Source organism: Pseudomonas sp. MYb541, assembly GCF_037479595.1.
In the GTDB taxonomy this organism is placed as follows: Bacteria; Pseudomonadota; Gammaproteobacteria; order Pseudomonadales; family Pseudomonadaceae; genus Aquipseudomonas; species Aquipseudomonas canadensis.
In genome coordinates this window covers 225913-249191 of the sequence record NZ_JBBGYS010000001.1, presented here as the reverse complement: position 1 = coordinate 249191, position 23279 = coordinate 225913, and the positions used below count along the sequence as shown (strand labels likewise).

Sequence of the window (23279 nt, the reverse complement as noted above, 5' to 3'; positions counted from 1 at the left end):
AGCCAGCTCCCACACTTGACCGAGTTGCCTGATTGGAATGCGGTCACCTGTGGGAGCTGGCTTGCCTGCGATAGCGGTGGTCAGCTCACCACTGCGGCCGGTGCGACCCCAATTCCCCAGCCGGTAAGTCCCACTGCAACGGCGTGCCGCTGATAGCGACCGGTGGCAACAATCGATGTGCCGGGCCCCAGGCTGTCTGCTCCGCCAACAGGCCTTGATCTGCTGGCTCTTCGGCGCGCAACGCTGGCTGCTCCGGCACCTGTCCCGCCTCTACCAGCAACTTCGCCGTACGCGCCAATGACAACCGCGCCGAACCACCCCGCCCGGTTTTCACCCGCTCACTGAATGCCTGGATCGCACTGGCCGCCATCAAATACCCGGTCGCGTGATCCAGCGCCTGCAACGGCAGGGGCACCGGTTTGTCCGTCTGTTTCCAGGCCATGCCAGCGGCGGCGATTCCGCTGCTCATCTGCACCAGGCTGTCGAAACCACGACGGTTGCGCCACGGGCCGCTCCAACCATAGGCGTTGAGGCTCACGTCGATCAGGCCGGGGGCGAGGGTTTGCAGTCCATCGGCGGTGTAACCCAGCTGTTCCAGGGCATCGGCGCGGTAGCCGTGGAACAGGATGTCGGCTTCCTTGAGCAGGCCTTCGAAAACCTGCCGGCCTTCCGGGCTTTTCAAATCCAGGCGGGCGCAGCGTTTGCCCAGGGTCATTTCCGGTACTACGCCGGGCTCATTCCAGGTGGGCGAATCGATGCGCAGCACGTCAGCGCCCAGGCCTGCGAGAAAGCGGCTGGCTACCGGGCCGGCCAACACGCGGGTCAGGTCCAATACCTTGAGGCCCGCCAGTGGCCGCGCAACCGCGCCGAGCCAGGGCTTGTGGGTGGTGGTTGCAAAGGTCTGGCGCTGCACCAGTTCCTCAGCATTCACTGCCAGCCCTTGGGGATGTGCCTGCCAGGCTTGCCACTCACGCATCTGCGCGGCGCAACCCCCTTCATCGACAAGCGCCTGCTCCAGTTCGGCGGCGTTCCATTTGGCGACCTTGACGGCCATTTCGGCCCGGTCGGTCACCTTGCCCAGCACACGCTCAGCCGCCGCGCGGTGATGGGGCGCATTGGTGTGCAGTCGAATCCAGCCATCGGCGCTGGCATAGTCGCCGGCCACCGGGTCCCATAGCGGCGGTACTTGCCAGCCAACCGGGCGGATCGAAGAAGAAAACCAGAACGACGCAAGTCGCCGGTCCACGCTGACGCTGGGCAGGCGCCCGGTCTGTTGCTGGATCAGTTGCGCCACCGCCTGGCCGGCAGCGCCGATGCTGGCGCTGGCCAGCTCAGTCACGGCGAAGGTCGAGGGCAGGGCGCCGGCTTCGGTAAAGGTCAGTGGTGTTTGTGGTAGAGCGAGTGCGGCTTGGATGGGAGTCAGCAGGTCAGTCATCAAAGGCCCTCCGTAAGAGAAGGGCCACTATAGAAGATCATCAGGCCGGTGTGACAACCCCAGGTTCCAACGGCAGGTCGATACTGGCAACAAAACCGCCGTCAGGATGATTGGCCAAGATCAGGCTGCCACCATGGCGTTCGGCGGCGCGACGCGCAATCGCCAGGCCCAGGCCATGGCCTTGTGCGGTCTGGCCGGGGGCGCGGTAGAAGGGTTCGCCGAGCTGGCTCAAGTGTTCGGCCTCAACGCCGGGGCCGTTGTCGCGCACGCTGATCAGGATCCGATCACCCTGGCGCTGGGCGTGCAGTTCAATCGGCTGGCCCGGTGGATTGAAGCGCTGGGCATTGCGCAGCAGGTTATCCATCGCGCGTTCGATCATGGTCGGCCAGCCCTTCAGGTGCAAGTCGGTGTCGGCGTTCAGTTGCACTAGCTGGTCCGGCGCGCCGAGTTGGGCGTCCTTTTGCAGGGTCTTGAGCAGGGAAGTGAGGTCGACCTCTTCGGCGCTGGCGTTGTCGGCATCGACACGGGCCAGTACCAGGATTTCGCTGATCAAGGCTTCCAGTCGGTCGCATTCACGGGTCAAGCGCGGCCAGAGTTTTTCCCGCTCTTCGGGGCTGGCGCGTTCGGCCAAAGCCAGGGCGATACGCAGACGTGCCAGGGGCGAGCGCAGTTCGTGGGACACGTCGCGCAGCAACTGGCGCTGGCTGCCGATCAGGCTTTGCAGGCGGGCGCCCATGCGGTTGAAGTCGGTAGCCAGCACGCCGAATTCATCGCGGCGGTTGGCCAGGCGCGCCAAGCTGTTTTGCTGATAGGTGGCCTGGCCAAGGTCATGCACCGCGCCACGCAAACGGCTGAGGGGCCGGGTGATGGACAGTGTCACGAACAGGCTGAACAGGGTCAGCACCACCAGCGCAATTGCCAACGCGCTCAACGGCCACAAGAGGCTGCTGCGGTGCCAGGCGTCGAGTTCCGGGTGGGGGATGCGGTAGATCAGCAGGTAGGTGTCGCCGGTCTTTTCGCTCGTGTACTCGGCGGTCAGGCGGCGCCAGGGCAAGTGGCCGTCCTGGCTGTCATTCTGGCGCGCTTCGAAAGCGGCGGCGCGGCGCGGAAAGGTGCCGCGCACCACCGGCTCGCCGCTTTCATTCAGCACTTGTACGTCGATGTGGTACTGGCGCTTGCGCTGTTGCAGCAGATCCTGGGCGGCATCCTCGCCCTGGGCTTCGTAGAGTTGGGTCCACTCTTCGGCCAGGTTATTGAGGCCGGGGTGACGGCTGAGAATCCAGGCGTCTTGATTGAGCATGTGCCCCAGCAGGATCGACAACCCGGCAACCAAGGCGATGGCCAGCCAGAAGCTGGCCAGGATGCGCCAGAACAATGAACGCACAGGAAACCCTCAAACAGGAAAAGCCCAGTGGCGAGGGCCACTGGGCTGGGAGTGTTAATGCGGGTGCATTATTGCGCTTTTTGCGGCTGTTGCGCTTTCCAGGCCTGGAATTCCTTCCATTCGGCGCGACGCTGTTCCTGCTGCTTCACGATCTCGTCGAACTTCTTCTGCTGGTCAGGCTTGAGGACCGCACGGATGTCCGCCTGGGTTTTCTGCTTGCCGGCGGCGATTTCGTCCTGCATGGCTTTCTGGTCAGCGGCTGGCAGTTTGTCCAAGTACTTCTTGGTCAGGTCTTTGCGAGCGTGCCATTGGTCGCCCATCAACTTGCCGATCTGCTGGCGCTGTTCCTTGCTCAGGTCCAGTTGGCTGAAAGGGCCGCCTTTGCCACGCGGACCGTGTTCACCGCCGTGGCCCGGGCCACCCATCATGTGGCCTTCCGGGCCGCCCATCGGGCCTGGGCCTTCAGGCATTGCCGCCATGGCAACGGTGGGCAGGGCAGCGGCGAACATCAAAGCGATAAGGGTCTTGCGCATGGTGATTCTCCTGTCTCTATTCCGGTGAGTCCGGATGTGAGTAGATTACGGAGATCAAGGTCAGCGGCGGTCAGGTGTGGGTAAAGCTTGGGTAAAGACGATTGGGGGGGGAGCTGACAAAACCAGGAGCCCAGGGGCTCCCGATTTCAGAGGCTGTAATAGTAGCCCCGGCTACGCAATGCCACGATCCGTGGCCGGCCGTCCGGGTGTGGGCCGATCTTTTTGCGTAGGTTGCTGACGTGCATATCCAGGCTGCGATCGTAGAGGGTCAGCTTGCGGCCCAGGGCGATCTGCGCCAGTTCCTGCTTGTCCAGCGGTTCGCCGGGCTGGCGCAGCAGGGCTTCCAGCAGGCGGCTTTCGGAAACAGTCAGGGCAAACTCCTGCTCGTCGATGCTGACCACGCCGCGCACCGGGCTGAAGCACAGGTCGCCCAATTCCAGCTGGGTCGACACGGCAGCCGGATGGCTGCGGCGCAATACGGCACGCAAGCGGGCGGTCAGCTCGCGTGGGTCGCAGGGCTTGGCCAGGTAATCGTCGGCGCCCAGTTCGAGGCCGAGGATGCGGTCCAGCGGTTCGCCACGGGCCGAGAGCATCAGCACCGGCAGTTCCGGGTGGTCGTTGCGCAATTGCTTGAGCAACTCAAGGCCACTGCCGTCAGGCAGCATCACGTCGAGCACCACCGCAGCCGGGGCACTGTCGGCCAAGGCTTTGCGGGCGCTCAAGCCGTCATGGCAGGCACGCACCTGGAAGCCTTCCTGGCTCAACCAACTGGTCAGCAGCTCGCAGAGCTCCTGGTCATCATCTATCAGTAACAGCTCGCTCATGACTCACTCAATTTAGCCATTGTCGACGGCGACGGTGCCCACCACTGGCGAAGATCCCGCACAGCAGGGCGATCAGTGCGACGGCCCCGCCGGTGACGAACCATTGCTGTTGCTCGGTCAGCCAGCGGGTCAAGGCGCCGCCCTGTGTCTCTTTGAGTTGCTGGGCCAGGCGTTGGTTCTCTTGGCGAAGGCGACTCAATTGGGCGCTTTCGCGGGCAGCATCTGCGCTTTGCAGTTGCTTGCTCAGTTCTTCACGCTGGCGTTCGCTTTCTTTCAAACGTTGCTGCAACTCGGTGATCTGGGCGCCGACACTCAAGGACAGGGGCGTGGAACTGCCGGTGTTCGAGGTTTCTTCAGCGTGGGCCGAAGCCCCGATCATTACCACTGCCAACAGACACAACTGACGTAAGCGCATCGGAACTCCTGATTCCACACGAATATTCAGAACGTTGTCGGCAGGTTACCGAGAATAATGAGCCATTAGGCGTACGCCGAACCGATAAGGTTCGGCGCGGCCGTTATCAAGGCAGGACTTGCTTGAACGGCTTGATCACGACGTCAGCGTAAACGCCGGCGGCGACATAAGGATCAGCCTTGGCCCACGCCTGGGCATCGGCCAGGGAGGCGAACTCGGCAACGATCAGGCTCCCGGTGAAACCCGCATCGCCTGGGTCGTTGCTGTCTACCGCGGGGTGCGGGCCGGCCAGCACGATACGGCCTTCGGCCTGCAGCTGCTTGAGGCGCTCGACATGGGCCGGGCGTACGCTCAGGCGTTTTTCCAGCGAGTTGGCCACGTCGGTGGCAATGATTGCGTAGAGCATGTCAGTCCTCGGTTTTAGGCGTGGTAGGGGCAACGTCATGCAGGTGGCGCGACAGGTAGATACCCTGGCCTACCAGGAACAACACGGTCATGGCCAGGCTGCCGAACACTTTGAAGTCGACCCAGTAATCCTGGAAGGTAAAGGCCACGAACAGGTTGGCGGCGCCGCAGAACAGGAAGAACACGATCCAGGCCACGTTCAAGCGTGTCCACACCGGCTCCGGCAGGGTCAGCGCATGGCCCATGATTCGCTTGATCAGCAGGCGATCACCAATGAAGTGGCTGCCGGTAAACACCAGCGCGAACAGCCAGTTCACCACTGGCGCTTTCCATTTGAGGAAGGTTTCGCTGTGGAAGGCCAGGGTCAGTCCGCCGAATACCAGGCAGGCGATGAGGGTGAGCCATTGGCTTTTTTCCAGCTTGCGCTGGGAGATGAAGATAGCGCCATAGACGACGATAGAGCTGATGATCAGGACGGCGGTGGCGCTGTAGATGCCCCCGAACGACACCGGGTGACCGGCGATATCGATGACCCTGGGGTCGAGTTTGGTAACGATGAAAAACAGCAACAGCGGGATGAAGTCGATGAATTGTTTCACAGTAAGAGCCAGAAGCTGGATGTGGCGGCATAATAACAAACATCCTTGGTAGCGAAAGCGCCAGCTGACTTGAGGTTACACATCCCCGTGAATGTTGATTTGCACTGCCACAGCACGGCCTCCGACGGCGCCCTGGCGCCCGCGGTACTGGTTGCGCGTGCGTTTGAAAAAGGCGTGCGAGTCCTGGCGTTGACCGACCACGACACCCTCGAAGGCCTCGACGAAGCCCGGGTCGCGGCCCACAGCCTAGGCATGCAGCTGGTCAACGGCGTGGAATTGTCCTGCACCTGGGGCGGCGCCACCATTCATGTGCTCGGCTACGGTTTCGATCAACAGGCCCCGCCGCTGGTGCAGGCCATCGCCGATTTGCACGATGGCCGCTGGCTGCGGTCCGAAGAAATAAGTCGCAAGCTCAGCCTCAAAGGCATGCCCAACGCCCTTGATGGCGCCCGCGCCATCCAGCAGGAACTGGGCGACAGCGGCAATGCACCGGCCCGGCCGCACTTTGCCGACTGGATGGTGCGTGAAGGGTTTGTCAAAGATCGCGCCGAAGCCTTTCGCAAGTGGCTGGGCGCCGGCAAGTTGGGCGATGTGAAGCAACACTGGCCGACCCTGGAAGACACGGTCGGGACTCTGCGTGCCTCCGGCGCCTGGGTGAGCCTGGCCCATCCTTGGCATTACGATTTCACCCGCAGCAAGCGCCGCAAGCTGATCAGCGACTATATTGGAGCGGGCGGCCACGCGATCGAAGTGGTCAACGGGCATCAACCCGCCGAACAGGTTGGCAGCCTGGCGATTCTTGCCCGCGAATTTGGTCTGCTGGTCAGTGCCGGCAGTGATTTTCATGGTCCAGGTGGGTGGTCCGAAATCGGCGAGTATCGCCAGGTACCCGAAGACCTGCCGCTCTTGTCGGGGCGATTCAAGCATGACCCCATTACTGCCACCGTCTGAACAGGTAGAACACGTGAGTCAATTCTTCCAGATTCATCCGGAAAACCCCCAGGCGCGCCTGATCAAACAGGCCGTCGAGATCATTCGCGCCGGCGGCGTGGTGATCTACCCGACTGATTCGTCCTACGCCATCGGTTGCCAGATCGGCGACAAGGGCGCGGTGGAGCGTGTAAGACGCCTGCGCCAGTTGGACGACAAGCACAACTTTGCGCTGATCTGCAGCGATCTGTCCCAGCTTGGGCTGTTCGCCAAGGTCGATACCGGCACTTTCCGCCTGCTCAAGGCGCACACGCCGGGGCCCTACACCTTTATTCTCAACGCCACCCGCGAAGTGCCGCGCCTGCTGTTGCACCCCAAGAAGCGCACCATCGGCCTGCGGGTACCGGAACATCCCATCGCCCTGGCGCTGCTCGAAGAACTGGGTGAGCCTTTGATGAGCGTGTCGCTGATCATGCCGGGCGAAGATGAGCCGTTGTACGACCCATACGAAATGCGCCGCCTGCTGGAAAAGCATGTCGACCTGATCATCGACGGCGGTTACGGCGGCAACAAAGCCTCCACCGTGATCAACCTGGCCGACGGCGAACCCGAGGTGATCCGCGTGGGTTGCGGCGACCCGGCCCCGTTCATGGTCGAGGCCTGAATGTCAGCCGTGGAAACCGTTGATCCCCAGGCGGGCGCCCAGCAGGAACTGCCGTTTGCCATGGTGTATGGCCAGGCGGTCATGGAAATGCCCCTGGACCTGTACATTCCGCCGGACGCCCTCGAAGTCTTCCTTGAAGCCTTCGAAGGCCCGCTGGACTTGCTGCTCTACCTGATTCGCAAGCAGAACATCAACATCCTCGACATCCCGGTAGCGGAAATCACCCGCCAATACATGGGCTATGTCGAGTTGATGCAGTCGGTGCGCCTGGAGCTGGCCGCCGAGTATCTGGTGATGGCCGCCATGCTCGCCGAGATCAAGTCGCGCATGCTGCTGCCGCGCTCGGAGACAGTGGAAGCCGAAGAAGACGACCCGCGCGCCGAACTGATCCGCCGCCTGCAAGAGTACGAACGCTTCAAGGCCGCCGCCGAAGGCATCGACGGCTTGAGCCGCGTGGGCCGCGACGTCGTAGTGCCGAAACTCGACGCGCCTGAAGCCCGCGCGCGCAAGTTGCTGCCGGACGTGAGCCTGGAAGAATTGCTGATGTCCATGGCCGAGGTGCTGCGCCGTGGCGATATGTTTGAAAGCCACCAGGTCAGCCGCGAGGCGTTGTCGACCCGCGAGCGCATGAGCGATGTGCTGGAACGCCTCAAGGGCGGCGGTTTCGTGCCCTTTGTCGAGCTGTTCACCGCTGAAGAGGGGCGCCTGGGGGTGGTGGTGACCTTTATGGCGATCCTTGAATTGGTCAAGGAATCGTTGGTCGAGCTGGTCCAGAATGAGCCTTTTGCGGCTATCCACGTGCGGGCGCGAGCCGAATAAAGAGCTGAATCGATGAATCTGACTGAACCCCGCGAACTGGCGCCGCTGCTGGAGGCGTTTCTCCTGGCCTCTGGCAAACCGCAATCTTTGGAACGCCTGTTCGAGCTCTTTGAAGAAGCCGAGCGCCCTGAGCCGCCGGTGTTCAAGAAGGCGCTGGAGATCCTGCGCAAGTCCTGCGAGGGCCGCGCCTTTGAATTACGCGAAGTGGCGTCGGGTTACCGCCTGCAGATCCGTGAGAAGTTTTCCCCCTGGGTCGGCCGTTTGTGGGAAGAGCGTCCGCAACGTTATTCGCGGGCGATGCTGGAGACCATGGCGCTGATCGCCTATCGCCAGCCGATCACCCGGGGCGAGATCGAGGATGTGCGGGGCGTGGCGGTCAACAGCCATATCGTCAAGACCTTGCTGGAGCGCGAGTGGATCCGCATCGTCGGCTACCGCGACGTGCCCGGAAAACCGGCGATGTTCGCCACCACCAAGGTGTTTCTCGACCATTTCAACCTGAAAAACCTCGACGACCTGCCGCCGCTGGCCGAACTGCGCGAGATGGAAGCCGAGCCGGTGCTCGATTTCGACGACGCGCCGGTGCCCGCGAGCCTGCAGGAATTGGCCGACGCCAGCGCCGAGCCGGAAGAGCCGAAGGACGAGACCAGTTTTCATACGTTGTTGCTGGAATTGGACGACATGGAGCAGGGCATCAAGACTGACTTCGACGACCTGCTGCGTGACGGCGTCGCCGAACTTGAAACTCAACCGAACGTTGAGGCTGAGCCTGAAGTCGAAGCAGAACCTGAGCCAGAGGAAGACATCCTTGGCGTTGCTGAGGCCCGCGAAAAACTCCTCGCCGCCGTCGCCGCTCTCGAACAACCGCCTTTGAGCGACGAAGAAGACGAAGCCCGGGCCCTGGCCGAAGCCATCGAAGCCGAGCGCCGCCAGTTCGAAGACTGACGCGATACACCTGTGGGAGCGGGCTTGCTCGCGAATGCGGTGTATCAGCTTGCAGATGCATTGACTGAGCCACCGCATTCGCGAGCAAGCCCGCTCCCACATTTAGATCTCCAGTGTCAGGTACAAAACATGAGTTCCACCAAAGACCCCTGCATCAGCATCTGCAAATTCAGCGATGACATCTGCGTTGGCTGTGGCCGCAGCAAGCGTGAGATCCGCGCCTGGAAGAAACTCGACAAAGCCGACAAGCGCAGCGTCCTGGCCGAAGCCGAGCTGCGATTGCTGGCCCTGGGCGCCACCGGTCGGCGGAAAAGCAAATGACTTGGCGCTTATCGACTAGTCTGTGATGCGCAACGCGCGTCTTGCGCGTATGATTCGCGACCCTTTGCCGAGCTATTCGGCCAAAGCCCCGCTTTCAACACTCTTCAGGCCACGCCTGAATCGACCCACCGGGAGGTGCTTAAGATGAACGACAAAGACCAGAACGACAGCCAGGAAATCGGCCCAGCAGGCGAAAAACTGCAGAAGGTGCTGGCGCGTATCGGCGTGGGCTCGCGCCGCGACGTCGAAGCCTGGATCACCCAGAAGCGCATCAAGGTCAATGGCGTCGAGGCCACCCTCGGCCAGCGCGTCGACCTGCACGATGCAATCACCATCGATGGCAAGGTCATCAAGCGTGAAGAGGCCGCCGAATCGGTGCGCCGCGTGATCATGTACAACAAGCCCGATGGTGAGATCTGCACCCGTGACGACCCGGAAGGCCGTCCGACCGTGTTCGACAAGATGCCTAAGCCGAAGGAAGGCCGTTGGATCAACATCGGTCGTCTAGACATCAACACCACCGGCTTGCTGATGTTCACCACTGACGGTGAGCTGGCCAACCGCCTGATGCACCCGTCCTACGAGATGGACCGCGAGTACGCCGTGCGTGTACGTGGTGAAGTCGATGATGAGATGATCGAGCGCCTGAAGGCTGGCGTGGTGCTGGAAGACGGCCCGGCCAAGTTCACCGACATCAAGCAAGCGCCTGGTGGTGAAGGTTTCAACCACTGGTACCACTGCGTGGTAATGGAAGGCCGTAACCGTGAAGTACGTCGCCTGTGGGAATCCCAGGGCCTGGTGGTCAGCCGCCTGAAGCGCGTGCGTTTCGGTCCGGTGTTCCTCAACTCCGATCTGCCGATGGGCCGCTGGCGCGAAATGAGCCAGTACGAAGTCGACATTCTCAGCGCCGAAGTCGGCCTGACGCCCGTCGCTATGCCGCAGATGAACGCCAAGAGCAAAGACAAGCTTGAGCGTATGCAGCGTAAATCGTCGCGCCCCGTGGCTCGCACCGAACGGGTTGCCCGCACCCTGCGCCCGGCGCTGAATGCACCGGCGACCGGCGGTCGTATTTCCCGTGAGCCGCAGATTGAAGGTGAGCGTCGCCCAACCGCGCCGTCGCGTCAGGAAGGCGAGCGCGCGCCACGTGCGCCGCGTCCTGCTCCGTCGGGTGGTCGCAGCAACCGTGGTGAAGCCGATCGCCCGGCCGACAACGCCAGCACTAAGCGTCCAGCCAAGCCAGCGGCGAACAAGCGCCCTGGCCCGAAACTGGTCGCGGACGAGCCATCGGGCAAGCGCCGTGGCGCCCCGGCCGGTTCGGGTCAGCGTCCGGGTTTTGGTCGCAAGAAGCCGCAGTGATGCGCTAAAAGCTGCACAAAAACGCCAACCCTCGGGTTGGCGTTTTTTTTGGATTTAGATTTGAAATGCAGTCAATTGTGGGAGCTGGCTTGCCTGCGATGGCGGTGGGTCATTGGGTAAATATGCCAACTGATCCACCGCCATCGCGGGCAAGCCCGGCTCCCACAGGGGGCCTCGTCATCCTGATGTCCTTCTAAAACGCGAAGGTGCCATCAAACACCGGCTTGTCGTCGAGCGCCAACACCCCGCTGGCAAAGATCAAATCCAGGTGATGACTGCCTTTCTGCCCGCCCCCCAGGCCCAGGTGCAACCCACAATGGCGCTCCTCAAACCCGGCATTGCGCGCATACAGATCTTTCACGCCTTCGTTGGTACCAATCCCCAGCTCCTCGACGCGCCGGTTCGACGGGTTGGCGTTCAGGTACTTATTGAAATCATCCGCCAGCCCCGGCACGTCACTGGCCACGCTGCAGATGGTCGAGTTCTCGATCCACAGCTCCAGCGGTGACGCCAGCACGCCATATTTGCGCGCGAACGGGATGGTGCTGAGAAAGGTGCCGACAAACCGCACCTGGCCATTGATGGCCTCGCTGTGGGTGGCGATCTCGCCGGGGGCCAGGTCGTGGTTGCCGATGCCGTTGATGTTGGTCCACTTCTTGATACTGCTCATCGGCGCTTCCAGGCGTGAGCCGTGCTTGTCGGTAAAGCTCAACACCGTGGCCTGGGACATGCGCCGGATCAGCGTGGCATTGAGGTCGGCAATGCGCTGGGGCTCGACGCTGAAGGTGTCGTAGAAGTAGTCGCCGTAATCCTTGAACAGCAGGGACTTTTTCCAGTGCTCAGCCATCACGCCTTGCAGGGCGCGGATAAAGTCCGGGCCTTCGGCGCTTGGGTTGGGCAAGGTCGAGGAATCGTAGAGAAACAGGTACAGGTCGCAGGCTTCAATGGCCTCGGTCAGGGTGTCGCTGGCGGCCAGTTCCAGGCGCTGCAGCTGGAAGTTGAAGCGGGCGGCGCTGCTGTGGGTGATCGCCTGGGCGATGGCGTCGTAGCGCTCGGTATGGCCCAGCAGCACGGTGGGGCGGCTCAGGCCATTGAGGGCCGGATGGTGCGCGAGGTAGTAGAGAAAGTGTTCGACGGCGCGGGCCTTGTCCATGACGTACTTCCTTCTGTGCCTTGGGTAAGGGGGCAGGTGCCGTGCACGGCACCTGCCGAATGCCTGCCGGTTTTTAGAATGGCCACATCGCTGTGCCGAAGGGCACGACGGCATCGGCTTGCATCATTTCAACGGCGGCCTCATGGGTCGGCGCTTCAAACCAATCGTCGAGTTGCAGTTCGGTTTCCAGGTCGTTTTCCAGTGCTTGCATGGTGTATCTCCTAGAGGACGTTGTTTGAGAACGGCTTGCCAACGGGCTTCGCTGGCAAGTGGGAAGAACCTAGGAGAGAGTGTTTCAAAATGCAAAATTTTTATTGACACGGTTTCATTTGGATTTTTTGTTCTGTTTTTTGGGGCGGACTATTTCTTGAATAAATACAGGGAGCTGGCGCGACTAATCTTTCGGAAATTTCCTACCGCCAATTTTTATCGAGATCATGGCTGTAACGTTAATTTTCCGTGCTGTAACGATTAATTTACGAGTAAATGGCGACATTATTGGTCGATCCAGCCCTGTAAGGATTACCTGACAGATCGTCGCACGCTTCTTTCGAGGGCGCCCTCAAGCTGGCGAGCGGTGTACAATCCGCCGCGTTTTACTGTGACCCCCTTGCGTAACCACGCAAAAGGCCAAGACCTCGGGGTTTATCCACCCTGATCACTCCGCCTGGCCACGAGCCGGACGGGTTCGATTTCGTCACAGATAAAAACAAACAGGTGACGCATGACCGTTAGAAAGACGCTGTACTCCTGGTGCCTGCGCTGGGGTTTGAGCGGCGCTGCTTGAGTCGGTAATTCAAGGCAGCAACCTGCATTCAACATCATCAAACCTTGCGTGAGAGCCTTTTCATGAGTGTTCCCCCTTCCTCTTCAGGCGAGCTGAAACGCGGCCTGAAAAACCGGCATATCCAGTTGATCGCCCTGGGTGGCGCCATCGGCACCGGCTTGTTCCTCGGCTCGGCCGGGGTGCTCAAATCCGCCGGCCCGTCGATGATCCTGGGCTATGCCATTTGTGGCTTCATTGCCTTCATGATCATGCGCCAGCTCGGCGAAATGATCGTCGAAGAGCCGGTCGCCGGTTCCTTCAGCCACTTTGCCCACAAGTACTGGGGCGGTTTCGCCGGCTTCCTGTCGGGCTGGAACTGCTGGATCCTGTACATCCTGGTGGGCATGTCGGAGCTGACTGCTGTCGGCAAGTACGTGCACTACTGGTGGCCGGAGATTCCGACCTGGGTCTCGGCCGCAGCCTTCTTCGTGCTGATCAACCTGATCAACCTGGCCAACGTCAAGGTTTTCGGTGAGGCAGAGTTCTGGTTCGCCATCATTAAGGTGGTGGCCATCGTCGGTATGATCGCCCTGGGCAGCTATCTGCTGGTCAGCGGCAGCGGCGGGCCACAGGCCTCGGTGACCAACCTGTGGGAACACGGCGGCTTCTTCCCCCATGGCGTCGGCGGGCTGGTGATGGCCATGGCGATCATCATGTTCTCCTTCGGCGGCCTGGAAATGCTCGGCTTTACCGCCGCTGAAGCGGACCAGCCACGCACGGTGATCCCAAAAGCGATCAACCAGGTGATCTACCGCATCCTGATCTTCTACATCGGTGCTCTGGTCGTACTGCTGTCGCTGACCCCATGGGACAGCCTGTTGACCACCCTCAACGCCTCCGGTGATGCCTACAGCGGCAGCCCGTTCGTGCAAGTGTTCTCGATGCTGGGCAGCAACACCGCTGCGCATATCCTCAACTTCGTGGTCCTGACGGCGGCGCTGTCGGTGTACAACAGTGGCACCTACTGCAACAGCCGTATGCTGCTGGGCATGGCCGAGCAGGGCGACGCGCCCAAGGCCCTGGCTAAGATCGACAAGCGCGGTGTGCCAGTGCGTTCCATCCTCGCGTCGGCGGCGATTACCCTGGTCGCCGTGTTGATGAACTACCTGATCCCGCAACACGCGTTGGAACTGCTGATGTCCCTGGTGGTGGCCACATTGGTGATCAACTGGGCGATGATCAGCTTCTCGCACTTCAAGTTCCGCCAACACATGAACCGTACCGGCCAGGTGCCGTTGTTCAAGGCGCTCTGGTACCCATACGGCAACTATGTATGCCTGGCGTTCGTGGTGTTTATCCTGGTGATCATGCTGATGATTCCGGGGATCCAGGTGTCGGTGTACGCGATCCCGGTGTGGGTGGCGTTCATGTGGGTGTGTTACGGCATCAAGAACAAGCGCATTGCGCAGCGAGCCTTGGAGGTGGCTGCTCCAGCAGTGAAGTGAGGCGTGCGTGAGATAAACCAAACCCGGCCTTGTGCCGGGTTTGTTGTTTCAGGAATGGCCGCGCGCATTCGCGTATCCTTGGTTGCCCCCACAGAGGATCCCGCTGCCTATGCTGGTGATTTCCAACAACGTCCACCTGCCCGATGCCGAGATTGAGCTGACCGCCATTCGCGCCCAGGGTGCGGGTGGGCAGAACGTCAACAAGGTGTCGAGTGCGATGCACCTGCGTTTTGACATCCCGGCGTCGTCGCTGCCGGAGTTCTATAAGGAGCGCTTGCTGGCGCTGCGCGACAGTCGTATCACCAGCGAGGGCGTGCTGGTGCTCAAGGCCCAACAATATCGGACTCAGGAGCAGAACCGCGCGGATGCGTTGGAGCGTCTGGTGGAATTGATCCTCAGCGCCACCAAGGTGGAGAAGAAACGCCGCCCGACCAAGCCGACCCTGGGGTCGAAAAAGCGCCGCCTCGAATCCAAGACCAAGCGCGGCAGTATCAAGGCCGGGCGCGGCAAGGTCGACTTCTAGTCGCCACGCGCCTCACGGGCCTTGGGTGCCTGGCGGTACAGGTACACGCTCAGCAACAGACCACCGAGGGCGGCAAGCGCGGCGAACAGGAAGATCGACGCAAAGCCGAAGCCGGCTGCCACAGCCCCGGCGAGTGGTCCGGTGATGCCCAGTGACAGATCGATAAACAGCGAGTAGGCGCCCACCGCCGAGCCGCGGCTGGAGGCTGGCACCAGGTTGACGGCTTCGACGCCCAAGGCCGGAAACACCAGGGAAAAGCCGAACCCACTCAACGCCGCGCCGGCCAGGGCCAGGTTTGCGTCCGGTGCCAGCCACAGCAACAGCAGGCCGAGGATCTCCACTGACAAGCAGGCAATCGCCACGCGAAAACCGCCGATCCGGTTGATCAGGTTGCCGAACAACAACCGCGCACCGATAAAGCTGGCGCCGAACAGGCTCAGGGCCCACACCGCGTTATCCCAATGCTGGGTGGTGTAATACAAGGTGATGAAGGTGGCGATGGTGCCAAAGCCAATGGAACCCAGCGCCAAGGCGCAGCCGTGGGGCAATACGCGGCCCAGCACATTCATGAAGGGCAGGCGTACGCCGGCAACAATCGGTGCAGCGACTTTGTTCCAGGCCAGCAGCAGGCCGACGATGGCCAGCAGGATAATGCTGACCCCCATGCTCCACAGTCCGAAATGCCTCACCAGCAACACGCCCAGTGGTGCGCCGACGGCCAGCGCGCCGTAGCTGGCGATACCGTTCCAGGAAATTACCTTGGCGGTGTTCTGCGCACCGACCCGGCCGATGCCCCAACCGATGGCGCCCGAGCCCACCAGGCTTTCCGCGCTGCCAAGGACCAGGCGGCCGATTAACAAGCTGCCCAGGCTCAAGGCCGGCAGGCTTGAGAACCACGCCGCGAACAGCATGAACACACCGCTCAGGCCACAGCCCACCAGGCCGATCAGCACGGCGCGCTTACTGCCCAGGTTATCGATGATTTTGCCCGCATACGGGCGGCTCAGCAGGGTGGCCAGGTATTGCACGCTGATCACCAGGCCGGCAATCACCGCGCCGTAGCCCAGTTCACTGTGGACATAGCCTGGCAATACGGCGAGGGGAATGCCGATGTTCAGGTAGCCAATGAAGGTGAACAACACGATGGAAACAACTTGCAGCGTGACCGCCATGGGGCGCTGGGTATCGGGCATGGGAGAGGTCCACTGTCGCGGCAGGTAAAGATAGGCTGCTAATGATACCGGTGGTTTGGCTCGCGCAGGGCGGTAAAACGCAAAAACCTCAGCTCAGAAAGACGTCAGGCTTGGGTAGGGGCGAGCAATTGGGTGGTGACCAGGGCGGCCAGTGCGTTTTCCTGGGTGCCGAAACGCTTGAGCAGCAGCGCTTGTTTGTCGGCGCTGAGGCGGTTCCAGATCTCGACCATCTGCAAGGCAGCGTCGAGTACGGCGGTGTCCGGGTTGTCGGGGAGGGTATCGGTCATGGCGGGCGTCTCGATTGATTCAGGCAGTGTGGAAAGCGCTCAATGTTGCGCTTTCCACACGGTCTGGTACGGCGTCAGTCCTGGCTTTCGCTGTCGACTGGTTTTGCTTCTTTGGCCTCAGGCTGTTTGTCACTGGCCTGCTGCGGTGTTGGCTGCTCTGTAGGGTGCAGGCTTGGGAAGGGGAGATTAGGTATCTCGTGCATCGTCGTCGCTCCTCGCAAGGTCTGTTTTTTCAATCGCAGGTGATTCCGCGCTCTCAAAAAGCCTTGGCAGGATACAGCACTGCAAATGACAAAAAGATTTTAATGTCGGCAGATGGATGAACTTTCATCGTTTAAACGGTCGTTTGGCTAGAAGGGTACCTTGCCCAGGATCATGTCGCGGTACATCACGAAATCCCCCAACAGGCTGTAGAACGGGTGTTGAAAGGTCGCTGGGCGGTTCTTTTCGAAGAAGAAGTGGCCGATCCAGGCAAAGCTGTAACCGGCGATCGGCAAGGCGATCAGCAGGAGAAGCGAACCTCTGCCAATGGCATACGCCAAAATGCCGATCACCAGCGTGGTGCCGATAAAGTGCAGGCGCCGGCACGTGCTGTTGGCGTGTTCGCTCAGGTAATACGGGTAGAACTCAGCAAAGCTGTTGAATCGCTTGACGTTTTCCACGGTGACCGGCCCTTTTGATTGTTTTGCCGCCCAACAGATGTTCGGCGGGGAGCTTATTTGAGTCTAGAGTGATCAGTGGTAACAGCCAGTGACAATAGATGCCACTTTAGTATCCTTGGCTTCCTGGCTGCCGTTTGAGCCTGCTTTATTAAGAAGACGCCATGAGCGAACGAACAACTTCTGCAAGCTGGGCGATGGGGATAGTCAAGGCATTGGAAATGGACGGCCTGGATTGCCGCGCCTTGTTCAAGCAGCTCGGCCTCGACTACGCCGCCCTGAACGACCCCGATGCGCGGTTCCCGCAGGATTCCATGACCCGCCTGTGGCAGCGGGCGGTGGAGCTGTCGGGCAACCCGGCGATCGGCCTGAACATGGGCAAAGTGGTGCGCCCGGCGTCGTTTCATGTGGCCGGCTACGCGCTGATGTCCAGCAATACTCTGGCCGAAGGCTTCATGCGCCTGGTGCGCTACCAGCGGATCATCGCCGAAAGTGCCGACCTGAGTTTCAGATTGGTCCCCGAAGGTTATGCGCTGATTCTGACGGTACACGGTGACCACCTGCCGCCCACCCGCCAAAGTGCCGAAGCCTCGCTGGCCAGCGCCCTGGCCCTGTGTGGCTGGCTGACCGGCCGTACCCTGCAGCCGCGCAAGGTGGTGTTGCAAGGTGAGCAACCGGCGGACCTGGCACCCTATAAACAAGCCTTCCATGCGCCGCTGGAATTCAACGCGCCCTATGACGCGCTGATTTTCGAACAGGCGGACATGGACGCGCCGCTGCCCACGGCCAATGAGGCCATGGCCCTGCTGCATGATCGATTTGCCGGTGAATACCTGGCGCGTTTCTCGGAAAGCCGCGTGACCCATAAGGCGCGGCAGGTGTTGTGCCGCCTGTTGCCCCAGGGCGAGCCCAAGCGTGAAGTGGTAGCCCAGACGCTGCACTTGTCCCAGCGCACTTTGCAGCGGCGCTTGCAAGAGGAGGGCACCAGCTTCCAGACCTTGCTCGACGACACCCGCCGTGAACTGGCCGAGCAATACCTGGCGCAGCCCAGCATGACCCTGCTGGAAATTGCCTACCTGCTGGGCTTTGCCGACCCAAGCAACTTCTTCCGCGCGTTTCGACGCTGGTTTGATGCCACGCCCGGCGAATACCGGGCGCGGTTGCTGGAAGTGTCGGGCGTCAGTGGCGCCAAAACGCCGGAATGCACAGAACAAAGACCGTAATGATCTCCAGCCGGCCGAGCAGCATGCCCAGCGACAGGATCCACTTGGCCGCATCCGGCAGGCTGGCGAAATTACCCGCCGGGCCAATGGTTTCGCCCAGGCCCGGGCCCACGCCCGAGACGGTACTCGCGGCACCGGTCAAGGCAGTCATCCAGTCCAGGCCGAGCAGCGACAAGGCCAGGGCAATGGCGCAGATGGTGATGGCGAAGAAGAACGAAAAGGTCAGGATCGAGCGTACGATTTCTTCGTCAAGACGGTGGCCGTTGTACTTCTGCTTGATCACCGCACGTGGGTGAATAAGCTGGTTCAAGTTGGCCTTGAGCAGGATATAGGCGACCTGGAACCGGAAGATCTTGATCCCGCCCGCCGTGGAGCCCGAGCAGCCGCCGATAAAGCCCAGGTAGAAGAACAGCATCAGTGAGAAGTTGCCCCACAGGCTGTAGTCGCCCAGTGCAAAGCCTGTAGTCGTCACCACCGACGTGACGTTCAGCGCCACATGACGCAGTGCGTCCAGCCAGTGCAGGTTGGTGGTCCACCAGTACCAAGTGCCGAGCACCAGCCAGGTCACGATCAACAAACCGAGCAGGCCTTGTACCTGCTGGTCCTTGATCAGCGCTCGGCGGTTGCCGCGCAATGTGGCCACGTACAAAGTGAACGGCAAACTGCCGAGGATCATCACCACCACCGCCACCCAGTGCACCGCCGGTTGTTTCCAGTGCGCCAGGGATTCATCAGAGGTGGAGAACCCACCTGTGGAAATCGCCGACATCGCGTGGTTGATCGCATCGAACAAGCCCATCCCAGCCCACCAGAACGCCAGGCTGCCGAGAATGGTAATACCCACGTAGGCCGCCACGATCAGCCGCGCCACCATGTGCGAGCGGGGCATGACCTTTTCCGAGCGATCCGAGGACTCGGTCTGGAACAGGCGCATGCCACCGATGCGCAGCAGCGGCAGGATCGCTACTGCCATGCCGATAAAGCCGATACCGCCCAGCCAGTGCAGCAGTGAACGCCACATCAGGATGCCCGGCGACATGGCATCCAGGCCGCTCAGCACCGTGGAGCCGGTGGCGGTGATGCCAGACATGCTTTCGAAAAACGAGTCGGTGTAGCTGATGTGCTGGGTCAGCAAAAAGGGCAACGCGGCGAAGATACACACCACCACCCAGCTTGTAACGGTCAGCAGGTACATGTCCCGCGGGCGCAAGTGCACATGCTCGGGACGACCGGGAATCACCAGCGCCAGGCCGGCGATAAAAGTGATCATGCTGGCCCACAGGAACGAGGGCAGGTCGCTGGTGCGTTCGAAGATCACCAGGGTTGCCATGGGCACAACCATCGCGATCGCAAGGGTGATCAGGAAGATGCCGATGATGAAACCGATGATGCGCAGGGTCGGCAACGCCATGAAATTCGCTCGGATGTTTGAGGTGGCGCCATTCTACCTGCGGTGCAGGTCTTGTAAACCGGGGCTTGGAAGCGATGTGAGTCTAATGTGGGAGCGGGCTTGCTCGCGAAGGCGGCGTGTCAGTTGAAGAATTTGTATCTGATAGACCGCATTCGCGAGCAAGCCCGCTCCCACATGGATTGTGTTGTGTCTGATTGATTGTCGACATCCGCGCACAAAAAAGGCGACCCGAAGGTCGCCTCATTTAATTGCGCACTGATCAGAACTCGTGATCAGCGCTGTCCGGGTTCAAGTCGCTGATGCCCAGCTTGCCCGCAGCGGCTTCGATCGAACCGGTCTGCTTGACCAGTGCCGCGATGGCGTCACGGACGATCTGATTGCCGGCATCGTTACCAGCAGCGATCAATTGGTCGTAGTGCTCACCCTTGTTGGCGTGGTCAACCATGACCTGGATCTTCGCTTCGGTGGCTGCCAGGTCCGCTTTGAGCGCGGTGTCGGCTGCCGGGTCGGCCTTGGCCACCAGGGATGACAGGCTGGCGCCGGTCATTTTGGTGCCGTCGACGCGGGTGTACTCGCCCAGGTAGACGTTGCGGATACCCTTGGCGTCGTAGAAGTGCGAGTTGTGGGTGTTGTCGCTGAAGCAGTCCTGCTCGTCTTCCGGCGAGTTGGCTTCCAGGGAAACCTTCATGCGCTCACCAGCCAGTTCGCCCAGGGACAGGCTGCCCATGCCGAACAGCATTTTGCGCAGGCCGTCGGTGGCAGGTTCTGCCTCCAGGGTGGCGCGGTAGTTGTCTTCGACGTTGGGTTTCCAGTTGCCGACCATTTCTTCCAGGTCGCTGACCAGCAGTTGGGTCACAGCGCTCAGGTAGGCGCGGCGACGCTCGTTGTGGCCGCCGGTGGAGCCGTCGCCGGTCAGGTAGTCCGACGCAGGACGGTTGCCGGCGCCTGGGCCGGTGCCGTTCAGGTCCTGGCCCCAGAGCAGGAATTCGATAGCGTGGTAGCCGGTGGCGACGTTGGCCTCGGAACCGCCCAGCTCGTTGAGGCTGGCGAGTTTTTCCGGGGTGATGTCTTTCACGTCGACCTTGTCTTCGCCGACCTGGATTTCGTTGTTGGCAATGATATTAGCGGTGGCACCTGGGTTACCCAAGGCGTGTTCGTAAGACTTGTCGACGTAGTCGATCAGGCCTTCGTCCAGCGGCCATGCGTTCACCTGGCCTTCCCAGTCGTCGATGATGGTGTTGCCGAAGCGGAACACTTCGCTCTGCAGGTAAGGAACGCGAGCGGCGATCCAGGCGGTGCGCGCGGCTTTCAGGGTTTCGTCGTTCGGCTTGGCGAGGAATGCGTCGATCGCGGTTTGCAGGGTTTTCGCGGTGGACTCGGCATCGCTGTAGACCGCGAACACCATGTCAGCGTAATGCGCGACCACGGCCTTGGCGGCGGCTTCGTCGACCTGGCCGGCAGGCGTGGCAGCCGCTGGAGCGGTAGTGCTGGCAGCCGGGGTCGGCGCCTGGGGCGCTGCGGCCTTGTCTTTACCTTCGCCGCAACCGGCGAGAGAAATGGCAATGGCCAGCAGACTGGCGGTGGCCAGGGGCATACGAATCATGGCGAACATCCTGCTTCGGTTGTTGATGGGGCGCGCGGGGGAGCGCAAAAACTGCGACATAATGCGAAAGATTTGCATTTTGTGTAAAGGGTTAAACGCGGGAAATATTCAGTATCGGTTTACCGGGTCAAAGAATTGCGGCGTTATTGCGTTCCGACTGCTTCAAGAACGCCGCCAGCTCTCGTGCCGGCAGGGGTTTGCTGTAGTGGTAACCCTGACCTTCATGGCAGCCTTCGGAGATGATATAGGCCTCCTGCTCGGCGGTTTCCACACCTTCGGCGATCACTTGCATGCCCAGGCTTTTGCCCAGTTGGATGATCGCCCGCACGATGGTGGCGTCGTCGTCATCATCCAGCAGGTCCTGCACGAAGCTCTTGTCGATCTTGATCTTGTCCAGAGGCAGGCTTTTTAGATAGCTAAGGGATGAGTAGCCGGTGCCGAAGTCATCAATCGCAATCAATGCCCCGGAACGGCGCAGGCTCAGCAGGTGCTGGGCGGCGGTGCTGATGTCTTCCATCAGGCCGGTCTCGGTGACTTCCAGTTCCAAGCTGCGCGGTGGTAGGCGGTAGATCTGCATCAGGTTGTTGACCACCCGCGGCAACTCGGTGTGGTGTAACTGCACGGTGGACAGGTTGACCGCCATGCGCAGCTCGGTGAAACCCAGGTCGTGCCATTCGCGTAGCTGTCGGCAGGCCTGGTCCAGCACCCATTCGCCAATCGGGATGATGGTGCCGTTCTGCTCGGCCAAGGGGATAAACAGATCCGGCGGCACCAGGCCGTGTTCCGGGTGCTGCCAGCGGATCAGCGCTTCCACGCCGACCACATGATGATCGCGGTAGCTGATCTGCGGCTGGTACACCAGGTGGAACTGGTCGCGGCTGAGGGCGTCGCGCAGGTCTTTTTCCAGCTCGCGGCGACGGCGCATTTCGCTGTCAACGCTGGCGATATAGAACTGATAGCGATTGCGCGAGCGGGTCTTGGCGAGGGTCATGGTCTGCTCGGCTTTCTGCAGCAGCTTTTCGGTGCTGTCACCGTCTTCCGGGAACAGGGTGATACCGATCGTGGCGCGCAGGCGGATGCTTTCGTGGTCGAGAGCGAATTCTGCTTCCAGGTCATCGAGGATGCTTTGCGCCAGTTCGGCGGCTTCGTAGGGCTGGTCGATATCGGCCTGCACCAGGGCGAACTGGTCGCCGCCCAATCGGGCCAATGCGCCAAGGCGACCGCTGTGGGCGCGCAAGCGGTCAGCCAACGCCAATAGCAGTTTGTCGCCAGCCTGGTAGGTGAACTGCTCGTTGACACTTTTGAAGTCGTCCAGCCCCACACACAGCACAGCCACACGGCGCTGGCGGCGGCCGGCGTCGATGAGGATCTTGTCCAACTGCTCCTGTAGCTTTTGGCGGTTCGGCAGGCCAGTCAGGAAATCGTACTGCGCCATGCGCAGCAGGCTGCTTTCAGCTTCATGGCGAAGATGGGTATTGCGTTCGATGGATTCAAGCAACTGATTGGCAGTATTGATCCACAACCCCAGTTCGTTGCGCTCGTGGCCCTTGAGCTGCGGGATCTTGTGTTCGCTGGGCCGGTCGGGGTTGATGGAGGTCAGGTGCCCGATGATCCGTGACAGCGGCTTGGTCAGCAGCCAGTGGTAGACCAGGTACAGCACCAGCCCCATCGCCAGCGCGCGCAACACCCCGGAAATAAAGATGATCACCGAACTGACAATAAACCCCTTGCCGTAGGTGGCCGTGTCAAGGGTGATGCTCAGGTCGCCGTAATACTCACTGTAGGGGCCTTTGCCGACCAAGGCGGTGGTGAATGTGCGTTCCTGGCCGAGTATCAGATCGGTCAACCAACGGCTGGACGATTGCTGCAGGGCGCGGTTTTTTTCGGCCAGCATGGTCTCGTTGGGATGGCCGATGGACGCCATGCGCACGGCATCATCCTGGAACAGGCCCTCAATCACTTGCATGCCCATCTCGCGGTCCAGGCTGTAGACGGCCTGGGTCGAGGGGTCGCGAAACATGTCGAGGATGCGCTGGGCATCGCCGGCCACGGCCTGGCGCGTCTTGTAGGCATCGAAAACGATCTGCGCCACGCTCAGCGCTACGCCCACGATCAATGCCGACAGCAGCACAACCCGTAGCAACTTCACCGACAAGCTGTTCTTGAGTTCCAGCTTCAAAGGGTCATTCCTTGTTCCATGCGGGTGGCCTCAATATGCCATGAGTATTGGCAATCTGGTGAGGGCAGTCAAAGGAACATTGGGGTAAAACCGGGTTTGAAGGGGGAGGCGAGGCGGATTGCTGTCCGCCCGCCCGTTACGAGGCCG

Annotated in this window: 24 protein-coding genes; 9 read left to right on the top strand and 15 right to left on the bottom strand. The window is 61.1% G+C overall.

From position 1 onward, the window contains the following. Window positions 1–85 precede the first annotated feature (85 nt). The 7 genes from WH299_RS01255 to WH299_RS01225 all read right to left on the bottom strand — a co-directional run bounded on the left by WH299_RS01255 (window position 86) and on the right by WH299_RS01225 (window position 5595). Window positions 86–1435, bottom strand: coding sequence for a CoA transferase (locus WH299_RS01255; RefSeq protein ID WP_339549417.1), 1350 nt, complete (start codon window positions 1433–1435; stop codon window positions 86–88). A gap of 40 nt (window positions 1436–1475) precedes the next feature. After that, on the bottom strand, window positions 1476–2819 hold the full coding sequence (locus tag WH299_RS01250; RefSeq protein ID WP_339549416.1) for a sensor histidine kinase: 1344 nt from the start codon (window positions 2817–2819) through the stop codon (window positions 1476–1478). A 68-nt stretch (window positions 2820–2887) separates the two neighbouring features. Further along, entirely contained in the window at window positions 2888–3352 is a 465-nt protein-coding gene (locus tag WH299_RS01245) for an LTXXQ domain-containing protein (protein WP_016975427.1), read from the bottom strand. Window positions 3353–3498: 146 nt separating this feature from the next. Further along, window positions 3499–4176 carry a response regulator transcription factor gene (locus WH299_RS01240; RefSeq protein WP_003193803.1) on the bottom strand — a complete coding sequence of 226 codons (678 nt, stop codon included), beginning with the start codon at window positions 4174–4176 and terminating at the stop codon, window positions 3499–3501. 7 nt (window positions 4177–4183) lie between these two features. After that, entirely contained in the window at window positions 4184–4591 is a 408-nt protein-coding gene (locus tag WH299_RS01235) for a translation initiation factor 2 (protein ID WP_028617723.1), read from the bottom strand. 106 nt (window positions 4592–4697) lie between these two features. After that, window positions 4698–4997, bottom strand: a complete 300-nt coding sequence (locus WH299_RS01230; protein ID WP_015885584.1) for a YciI family protein — start codon at window positions 4995–4997, stop codon at window positions 4698–4700. Between the two features lies 1 nt (window position 4998). Beyond that, window positions 4999–5595: a septation protein A gene (locus WH299_RS01225; RefSeq protein WP_016975424.1), complete on the bottom strand. Its 597-nt coding sequence runs from the start codon at window positions 5593–5595 to the stop codon at window positions 4999–5001. Between the two features lie 87 nt (window positions 5596–5682). On the opposite strand from WH299_RS01225, the gene WH299_RS01220 reads away from it, so the two are divergent. The 6 genes from WH299_RS01220 to rluB all read left to right on the top strand — a co-directional run bounded on the left by WH299_RS01220 (window position 5683) and on the right by rluB (window position 10630). Then, window positions 5683–6546 (top strand): PHP domain-containing protein, encoded by an 864-nt coding sequence (locus WH299_RS01220; RefSeq protein ID WP_028617721.1) that lies wholly within the window; start codon window positions 5683–5685, stop codon window positions 6544–6546. Window positions 6547–6559: 13 nt separating this feature from the next. Then, window positions 6560–7189, top strand: coding sequence for an L-threonylcarbamoyladenylate synthase (locus WH299_RS01215; RefSeq protein WP_016975422.1), 630 nt, complete (start codon window positions 6560–6562; stop codon window positions 7187–7189). 60 nt (window positions 7190–7249) lie between these two features. Next, a complete protein-coding gene (locus WH299_RS01210) occupies window positions 7250–8008 on the top strand; it encodes a segregation and condensation protein A (protein ID WP_171905498.1) in 759 nt (252 codons plus the stop codon). Between the two features lie 12 nt (window positions 8009–8020). Then, complete coding sequence (gene scpB / locus WH299_RS01205) at window positions 8021–8953, top strand: SMC-Scp complex subunit ScpB (protein WP_339549415.1); 933 nt, start codon at window positions 8021–8023, stop codon at window positions 8951–8953. A gap of 129 nt (window positions 8954–9082) precedes the next feature. Further along, window positions 9083–9274, top strand: coding sequence for a DUF1289 domain-containing protein (locus tag WH299_RS01200; protein ID WP_028617718.1), 192 nt, complete (start codon window positions 9083–9085; stop codon window positions 9272–9274). Between the two features lie 144 nt (window positions 9275–9418). Next, window positions 9419–10630, top strand: a complete 1212-nt coding sequence (gene rluB, locus WH299_RS01195; protein WP_025858414.1) for a 23S rRNA pseudouridine(2605) synthase RluB — start codon at window positions 9419–9421, stop codon at window positions 10628–10630. 193 nt (window positions 10631–10823) lie between these two features. Here rluB and WH299_RS01190 read toward each other — a convergent pair whose 3' ends face one another. After that, window positions 10824–11783, bottom strand: coding sequence for a leucyl aminopeptidase (locus tag WH299_RS01190; protein WP_122728541.1), 960 nt, complete (start codon window positions 11781–11783; stop codon window positions 10824–10826). A 73-nt stretch (window positions 11784–11856) separates the two neighbouring features. Continuing rightward, window positions 11857–11994: a hypothetical protein gene (locus tag WH299_RS01185; RefSeq protein WP_003175756.1), complete on the bottom strand. Its 138-nt coding sequence runs from the start codon at window positions 11992–11994 to the stop codon at window positions 11857–11859. A 638-nt stretch (window positions 11995–12632) separates the two neighbouring features. Here WH299_RS01185 and WH299_RS01180 point away from each other — a divergent pair. Both WH299_RS01180 and arfB read left to right on the top strand, forming a co-directional pair. Beyond that, complete coding sequence (locus WH299_RS01180) at window positions 12633–14054, top strand: amino acid permease (RefSeq protein WP_339549414.1); 1422 nt, start codon at window positions 12633–12635, stop codon at window positions 14052–14054. Between the two features lie 109 nt (window positions 14055–14163). Then, window positions 14164–14577 carry an alternative ribosome rescue aminoacyl-tRNA hydrolase ArfB gene (gene arfB, locus WH299_RS01175; protein WP_122728537.1) on the top strand — a complete coding sequence of 138 codons (414 nt, stop codon included), beginning with the start codon at window positions 14164–14166 and terminating at the stop codon, window positions 14575–14577. Here arfB and WH299_RS01170 read toward each other — a convergent pair. The 3 genes from WH299_RS01170 to WH299_RS01160 form a co-directional block, all read right to left on the bottom strand. After that, window positions 14574–15770 carry an MFS transporter gene (locus tag WH299_RS01170; protein ID WP_028617714.1) on the bottom strand — a complete coding sequence of 399 codons (1197 nt, stop codon included), beginning with the start codon at window positions 15768–15770 and terminating at the stop codon, window positions 14574–14576. The genes arfB and WH299_RS01170 overlap by 4 nt on opposite strands. Window positions 15771–15874: 104 nt before the next feature. Further along, window positions 15875–16057, bottom strand: coding sequence for a hypothetical protein (locus WH299_RS01165; protein WP_095017413.1), 183 nt, complete (start codon window positions 16055–16057; stop codon window positions 15875–15877). Window positions 16058–16407: 350 nt separating this feature from the next. Then, window positions 16408–16719 (bottom strand): DUF962 domain-containing protein, encoded by a 312-nt coding sequence (locus WH299_RS01160; protein ID WP_016975413.1) that lies wholly within the window; start codon window positions 16717–16719, stop codon window positions 16408–16410. Window positions 16720–16880: 161 nt separating this feature from the next. On the opposite strand from WH299_RS01160, the gene WH299_RS01155 reads away from it, so the two are divergent. After that, on the top strand, window positions 16881–17939 hold the full coding sequence (locus tag WH299_RS01155; RefSeq protein ID WP_122728533.1) for an AraC family transcriptional regulator: 1059 nt from the start codon (window positions 16881–16883) through the stop codon (window positions 17937–17939). Here WH299_RS01155 and WH299_RS01150 read toward each other — a convergent pair. From WH299_RS01150 to WH299_RS01140, 3 genes are all read right to left on the bottom strand, one after another. Then, window positions 17896–19350, bottom strand: a complete 1455-nt coding sequence (locus WH299_RS01150) for a TrkH family potassium uptake protein (RefSeq protein ID WP_028617711.1) — start codon at window positions 19348–19350, stop codon at window positions 17896–17898. The two genes, WH299_RS01155 and WH299_RS01150, sit on opposite strands and share 44 nt — an antisense overlap. Window positions 19351–19609: 259 nt before the next feature. Then, window positions 19610–20953 carry an imelysin family protein gene (locus tag WH299_RS01145; RefSeq protein WP_339549411.1) on the bottom strand — a complete coding sequence of 448 codons (1344 nt, stop codon included), beginning with the start codon at window positions 20951–20953 and terminating at the stop codon, window positions 19610–19612. 127 nt (window positions 20954–21080) lie between these two features. Next, on the bottom strand, window positions 21081–23132 hold the full coding sequence (locus tag WH299_RS01140) for an EAL domain-containing protein (protein ID WP_122728527.1): 2052 nt from the start codon (window positions 23130–23132) through the stop codon (window positions 21081–21083). Window positions 23133–23279 lie beyond the last annotated feature (147 nt).

Bases quoted from the DNA above. Each gene is read 5' to 3' on its own strand.
- WH299_RS01230 (WP_015885584.1), bottom strand. From the start codon at position 4,997: ATGCTCTACGCAATCATTGCCACCGACGTGGCCAACTCGCTGGAAAAA.
- WH299_RS01255 (WP_339549417.1), bottom strand. From the start codon at position 1,435: ATGACTGACCTGCTGACTCCCATCCAAGCCGCACTCGCTCTACCACAA.
- WH299_RS01245 (WP_016975427.1), bottom strand. From the start codon at position 3,352: ATGCGCAAGACCCTTATCGCTTTGATGTTCGCCGCTGCCCTGCCCACC.
- WH299_RS01240 (WP_003193803.1), bottom strand. From the start codon at position 4,176: ATGAGCGAGCTGTTACTGATAGATGATGACCAGGAGCTCTGCGAGCTG.
- WH299_RS01210 (WP_171905498.1), top strand. From the start codon at position 7,250: ATGGTGTATGGCCAGGCGGTCATGGAAATGCCCCTGGACCTGTACATT.
- WH299_RS01150 (WP_028617711.1), bottom strand. From the start codon at position 19,350: ATGGCGTTGCCGACCCTGCGCATCATCGGTTTCATCATCGGCATCTTC.
- WH299_RS01155 (WP_122728533.1), top strand. From the start codon at position 16,881: ATGAGCGAACGAACAACTTCTGCAAGCTGGGCGATGGGGATAGTCAAG.
- WH299_RS01190 (WP_122728541.1), bottom strand. From the start codon at position 11,783: ATGGACAAGGCCCGCGCCGTCGAACACTTTCTCTACTACCTCGCGCAC.
- arfB (WP_122728537.1), top strand. From the start codon at position 14,164: ATGCTGGTGATTTCCAACAACGTCCACCTGCCCGATGCCGAGATTGAG.
- WH299_RS01185 (WP_003175756.1), bottom strand. From the start codon at position 11,994: ATGCAAGCACTGGAAAACGACCTGGAAACCGAACTGCAACTCGACGAT.
- WH299_RS01235 (WP_028617723.1), bottom strand. From the start codon at position 4,591: ATGCGCTTACGTCAGTTGTGTCTGTTGGCAGTGGTAATGATCGGGGCT.
- scpB (WP_339549415.1), top strand. From the start codon at position 8,021: ATGAATCTGACTGAACCCCGCGAACTGGCGCCGCTGCTGGAGGCGTTT.
- rluB (WP_025858414.1), top strand. From the start codon at position 9,419: ATGAACGACAAAGACCAGAACGACAGCCAGGAAATCGGCCCAGCAGGC.
- WH299_RS01180 (WP_339549414.1), top strand. From the start codon at position 12,633: ATGAGTGTTCCCCCTTCCTCTTCAGGCGAGCTGAAACGCGGCCTGAAA.
- WH299_RS01200 (WP_028617718.1), top strand. From the start codon at position 9,083: ATGAGTTCCACCAAAGACCCCTGCATCAGCATCTGCAAATTCAGCGAT.
- WH299_RS01170 (WP_028617714.1), bottom strand. From the start codon at position 15,770: ATGCCCGATACCCAGCGCCCCATGGCGGTCACGCTGCAAGTTGTTTCC.
- WH299_RS01165 (WP_095017413.1), bottom strand. From the start codon at position 16,057: ATGACCGATACCCTCCCCGACAACCCGGACACCGCCGTACTCGACGCT.
- WH299_RS01145 (WP_339549411.1), bottom strand. From the start codon at position 20,953: ATGATTCGTATGCCCCTGGCCACCGCCAGTCTGCTGGCCATTGCCATT.